The sequence below is a fragment of the Ammoniphilus soli genome (assembly GCF_040813775.1).
In genome coordinates this window covers 1-5,692 of record NZ_JBEGDL010000080.1, presented here as the reverse complement: position 1 = coordinate 5,692, position 5,692 = coordinate 1, and the positions used below count along the sequence as shown (strand labels likewise).

Here is a 5,692-nt window from a genome sequence, read left to right as displayed (position 1 = left end):
GAATCCCTCTCACCGTTCGGTCAATGGTCTCCATGAGATCTGCTGCAGGTACTGGGGCACTTTTGACAAAGTCAGATACTTGGTACCCCTCCTCATCCGTTGCCAAACGAATTTTAATTACCTTCGCCTGGAGCTTTTCTTTGTATGTAGAAACGACACCTTTTACCTTTACGATCTTTCCGGAGATGAACGTCTCTTAATCCAAATCACTCACATCCCAAAATTTCAAGGGAACTTCTCCAGTAGAATCACAAATCACCATATCGAAGTAATTCCGGCTATCCGAGGTCTGCTTAATATCAGCAGATTTAAGAAGGTAAAACCCTGTAAATTCCATCCGATCTTCGAAGTTTATAATTTGTACAAAGTGATCCATTTTCTTCCTCCAATATGTTTTCTTCAACCCTTCGCTTTGTTTTGATCCAACATCATCCTTTCTTGCTCTCGACGCTTAAAAAACACGACCAAAATCAATCTCGCTTCACTTGATATTGGCGGTCGTTCCACTTTGCAAGATGATGTCCTTATTAAAAGTAAAAGAATGCCCATGCATGTTACCTATCCCTTGGTTCGAGAAGCTACATTCATGCTCCCCATAAAAGCTGTACAAATCCATTCTTATCCTTCATGATTTTAAATACGCCCTTCTCTTCTGCCTTTTTGATCACATAATTAATGGAGAAAACCGTGATTTTTTCTTTGGAATCCTCCGTCATTTGATGAAGAATCACATCCAGAGGATTTTGGTCCTGTACCCGGCAGATAAACTCTAATAAAATACTATATTCAAAAAAAACTGAATCCCATCGATTTATAATTCTCGACCAAAGTCCGTGGAATCCGGTAACCATCTTCGATCGTACCTTCCTGATGATTTTTCAGATCCTTTTCAAAACTATCGATGATTTCCTTTTTTAATAGAGGAATTTCAAAATGATGAATATCCTTTTGTACCAATAAGGACAACCAACTATCCAGCAAACGTTGAAGAGATTGTTTCACTTTGGTTTTACTTAGACCTGTCAGGGTAGCGATATGGTCCACTTTGATTTTCATGAGAGGAGAATCCAACCTATCGGCGGTATAACATAAGGATAAGAACACGATTAAATCATGAATATTGATCAGATCTTGATCTCGATCAAAAGCCATAAAAGCTACAGTTGGAGCTGGAAAGGTTCCCGTTTCTATAAATTGGTCAAACAGAAAGGTCATTCTCCCTTCTTCTCCCATGTCATATCCTTTTGCACCCAATAAAGTGAAATCTTTATAGGCCATGAAGAGAAATTTCTTTTGCCCTAAATCGAGTCTTTTCCCTTTAAAAAAGCCCTTGGGAACCTGAGTTATAAAGGATACCAAATGATTCCTCTCCTTCTTCTTTTCGAGTTACTTCCATCTTATAACATAAATGGAAAATATTTAGTCTCTTTGGAAATATGGTTAAAATGGGGTCCCCCTTATGATGATTAAACATCAGGATTTTTTAAATATAATTCCGATGGCTGCTATATTCTGAGTATCACTTATGTTCAGAAACTCATCATTTTATGAACATGATAGTTAATATACTAGTTTCCTAGTTTTAGTGCTTCTCATTTTGTTCAAAAACTCATTAATTATTCTATGTTCAGTTATTATCCTGCTATTTAAGTTGTGTTACAATTAGGTGTAGAGAAAGGATGATAATTATGAAAGTAGGGTATGCTCGTGTATCTACATCTGTTCAAAATTTAGATTTACAAATGGATGCTTTACATAACCATGGCTGTTCAGAAGTATTTACTGATAAAATCAGTGGAGTAAAAGATAAACGTCCCGGATTAGAGGAAGTCCTCCGTTATGTACGATCTGGTGACACGCTTGTAGTGTGGAGGTTGGATCGTTTAGGACGAAACATGCAAGATTTAATTCGAATTGTCAATGAGCTTAATGAACGAGGAATTAGCTTTCATAGTTTACAAGAAAATATTACAATGGATCGCTCAAGTGCAACGGGTCAACTCATGTTTCATTTATTTGCTGCTTTTGCTGAGTTTGAGCGAAACCTTATTCAAGAACGTTCAGCAGCCGGCCGAGCTGCGGCCAGAGCTAGAGGGCGATTAGGAGGACGACCAGAGAAGCTAGACAAGAAAGAAATGGAGATCCTTAGAACGCTTGCTACCAACGGAACATCTATCAAGGATATTGCTGAAATGTGGGGAATTTCTCGAACAACAGTGTATCGATATTTAGATAAATCATGAAGTTTTTTGGTACGTAGTAATAACTCGAAATTTTTATATGTTATCTTTAGCAAATTCTTAAAAGATATTTTTAATCTGTTTTCGGATTAGAAAAAAGTCGATTGTCAAATCGATCTCTAAAGATAGAACCTGTAGCAAAATGAGAGAAGAGATTGAGAAGTAGAGGTGAATGGATGATTAACATTCCATTAAGTCGGACCCCCAACAGCCTGAAGATCAAACAACTTCCGGAAGCACCCATGGCCAATGTAGAGACCAGTGTAGAATTGGTTTCATCCCAAGAATATGACGCCTTTTATTTTCGTGCGCTAGAACAAAATCAAATCAGATTAAACCGAGCCCAGATCGAAGCAGTACGCCATGGAGAGGGACCGTTATTAACATTGGCTGGAGCTGGCAGTGGAAAAACGAGTGTACTGGTTTCCAGAACAGGTTATTTATTAGTTGTTCGCCGGATTCCCCCCCGAAATATACTCCTTTTAACGTTTACTACAAAAGCAGCCAATGAAATGAAAGAACGTATTGCAAAGTTACCGGGCATGTCATGGAGTCAAGTCAAGCAAATTACAACAGGTACTTTCCATTCTTTTTTTCTTCGAATGTTAAGAGATCAAGGATACCAGCAAAAAATTTTAAGCAATGAGAAGTATAAACAAACCATTTTGAAAATCATTTTAAAAGAATTGGGTTATCAGGAGGCTTACCAACCGGAAACTTTGTTAGCTCTTTTCTCCTTTTATAAAGGTCGTATGAAAAAACCGCAGGATCTCCTGATTCAGACTGAGATTGAAAAGGAAATCCAGACCATTTTCACTCGTTATGAGGAGTGGAAACGGCATGAACACTTATTGGACTTTGATGATATTCTCATGGAAGCCTATACTCTATTTAAGAAGAATCCGGTTCATTTGCAGCATATTCAAGAAACCTATCAGTACGTGATGGTGGACGAATTTCAGGATACCAACCCGATTCAATATGAACTAGTAAGGATGGTCTCCATCCCCCAAAATCATATCATGGTGGTCGGGGATGATGATCAAACGATCTATTCTTTTAATGGGGCAGATCATAGCCTTATTCTAAATTTCAATGACCATTACCCGAATGTGAAGACCATCACGTTGGACGTTAATTATCGGTCTACGACAGCCATCGTAGGATTAGGGAATGAGATTATTCGTCATAATCTTAATCGCCATGTGAAAAGTTTAGCTGCAACCACTCAAAACTCACAGGGCCCTTATTTTATGCGCCCCACTACCACAGATGAGGAAGCGGAATGGATTGTCCAACTCATCCACGACCAAGTGAAGGAAGGTAAAACGTTTCGAGATTTCTCGATTCTGTATAGGACAACTACATCTTCTCGGGCTATGATGGAACAATTGATTTTAGATGAACTTCCATTTATCTCTTATTCATCGGGTGAGGTTTTTTATGAACAAGCTACAGTGAAGCCGTTGATTGATTATATGAGGCTTTCTCTTCATCCGAAGGATTATGCCGCTCTGGAAGGAATTATCCCTTCCTTATACATGAATAAGGATATGGCTATGGAATGGGCCCTGAAGAAGGAAATGACAAAACCGGAACCTTCCCTTCTATTTCATTTACTATCGATGCCTGGGCTTAAACCGTACCAACGGGAAAACCTCCGCAAAAAAATCCAATTGATTACGGAAGTCAAAACACAAAAACCTCAAGATGTGGTGAAGTCTCTAAGGACAAGTTATGAGAAGTATTTAGATGCCAATGAACGCCAGAATTTAACGCTTCATAAGGAAATCATTAAGGAAACGTTAGATGAATTGGAATCATCGGCTAAAAGATTTCAATCCGTTATCGATTTTTTGAATTTCATCGATCATGTGATTGAAACCAATAAAAAAATGGAAGAACACAGAAAGAATCCCGATGTAGATGCTGTCTCTTTGATGACGATTCATAAATCAAAAGGGCTAGAGTTTGATACCGTTTTTCTGATCGGTATGTCTGAGGGTATCCTCCCCCATAGTTCTGCTTTGGAAGCCTCCGGCCGCGAAGATCTAATTCATGTCAAAGAAGGGCAAGAAAAGGTCGAGGCCGCAATTGAAGAAGAACGAAGGTTAGCCTATGTAGGGGTAACGAGGGCCAAACAATCGCTATTTGTCAGTTCTCCATCACTATATCGGGGTAAAAAAGCAGATGTTTCACGTTTTTTGATCGAAGCTTTTTCCACTCCACAAGAGCAAAAACAAGTAAAGACTGCTCCCTTGGTCAAGTCGAAAGATAAAATGACTGTTCACGAAGATTTATTGGCTTGGGTTTGTCATAATCAAACGTGCAACACTTGGATGAGAATAACTAACTACCTTGAAAAATCTAAATATTGTCCATTATGTGGGTTTCCCATGAAAAAAGAGAGGAAACAAATTGTAATCCAAGTGTAGAAATGGTTTAGAAGGCTTCCTGTTAAGAGCCTTCTTTTTTATATGTAAGGCCAAAAAAAGTGCTCCCCCTCCTCTTCATATTTTTTATAAACGTATTTGATACTTTATAAACGGAAAACAAGTCGTTTTTGATTCGCCATAGAAGTATACCTTTATAGACTATTGAACTGTTTCTGTCAGATTCATTGATTACATATTTGCACCCTTATCAAACAAGAAGTAAAAAATAAATTTACAAAACACCGTGATATAATGTTGTAAAGTTTAAATCGGAAGGGGAAATTTGTATGCAAGAAAACCAATTAGTCCATTTGCTCCGTTCCGTAATCCAAGAAGAATTAAAACCAATTAAAGAAGAATTACAGTCACTTAAATCTCGCCAGGTTGAAATGTACAATATTCAGCAGGTATCAAAACAAATTTATATTTCTTATTGACCATAATCACCTCATTTGGACAAGATATTAACTTTAAATATATATTGTAAAATTAAGTGTTATATTCGAATCCGTTGTTCCGCTACCATGAAAATTAAATTCTGAAAGTAGGTAAAAAAGGCAATACTAAAGAAGACGCAGCTCATTCATTTTTTAAAAAAGGGGAGAGCGCCTTATTCATTGGGGGTATTGCTGGTAGATGGACTGGATCAAGAAGCTTCAGCTTCTTTTATGGAGACGATGTAACCTAATCCTTCAAGTCTACGTAAAGCGTGCCGAACAATAGATTGTTCTCTTTGCTTATCGAAGTAGTCTTCGCCTAAGTCTACGTACATTTCTTTACGAGTTAAAAGATAATAAGAGATACGCAAGATGGCGTGAGCAACCACAATTCCTGCTCGTTTCTTACCTTTTCGTGCGGCTGTACGTCGATACAGTGCACCCAGGTAGTTTTTCGATCCTTTTAACGAATGAGCTGCTTCGGTTAACCCTGCTCTTAAGTATTTGTTTCCTTTTTTAGTTTTGGAAGATTTCCTTTTGCCAGCACTTTCGTTATGACCAGGAACCAATCCAGCCCATG

7 protein-coding genes are annotated in these 5,692 nt (G+C 38.1%); 3 read left to right on the top strand and 4 right to left on the bottom strand.

The window, feature by feature from the left end; translation table 11 throughout:
• Positions 1–196: 196 nt before the first annotated feature.
• The 3 genes from ABLT31_RS37925 to ABLT31_RS37915 all read right to left on the bottom strand — a co-directional run bounded on the left by ABLT31_RS37925 (position 197) and on the right by ABLT31_RS37915 (position 1,359).
• Entirely contained in the window at positions 197–376 is a 180-nt protein-coding gene (locus ABLT31_RS37925; protein ID WP_367760901.1) for a hypothetical protein, read from the bottom strand.
• 208 nt (positions 377–584) lie between these two features.
• A complete protein-coding gene (locus ABLT31_RS37920; RefSeq protein ID WP_367760900.1) occupies positions 585–731 on the bottom strand; it encodes a hypothetical protein in 147 nt (48 codons plus the stop codon).
• A gap of 55 nt (positions 732–786) precedes the next feature.
• Positions 787–1,359 (bottom strand): hypothetical protein, encoded by a 573-nt coding sequence (locus ABLT31_RS37915; RefSeq protein WP_367760899.1) that lies wholly within the window; start codon positions 1,357–1,359, stop codon positions 787–789.
• Between the two features lie 329 nt (positions 1,360–1,688).
• On the opposite strand from ABLT31_RS37915, the gene ABLT31_RS37910 reads away from it, so the two are divergent.
• From ABLT31_RS37910 to ABLT31_RS37900, 3 genes are all read left to right on the top strand, one after another.
• Complete coding sequence (locus tag ABLT31_RS37910) at positions 1,689–2,243, top strand: recombinase family protein (protein ID WP_367760898.1); 555 nt, start codon at positions 1,689–1,691, stop codon at positions 2,241–2,243.
• Between the two features lie 173 nt (positions 2,244–2,416).
• The gene (locus ABLT31_RS37905; protein ID WP_367760897.1) at positions 2,417–4,675 is read left to right on the top strand and encodes a UvrD-helicase domain-containing protein; all 2,259 of its coding nucleotides are present in this window, start codon (positions 2,417–2,419) and stop codon (positions 4,673–4,675) included.
• A 287-nt stretch (positions 4,676–4,962) separates the two neighbouring features.
• Entirely contained in the window at positions 4,963–5,112 is a 150-nt protein-coding gene (locus tag ABLT31_RS37900; protein WP_367760896.1) for a hypothetical protein, read from the top strand.
• Between the two features lie 209 nt (positions 5,113–5,321).
• Here ABLT31_RS37900 and ABLT31_RS37895 read toward each other — a convergent pair.
• Positions 5,322–5,692 (bottom strand): transposase (locus ABLT31_RS37895; RefSeq protein WP_367760895.1); only part of this gene is annotated, 371 nt, incomplete at its 5' end.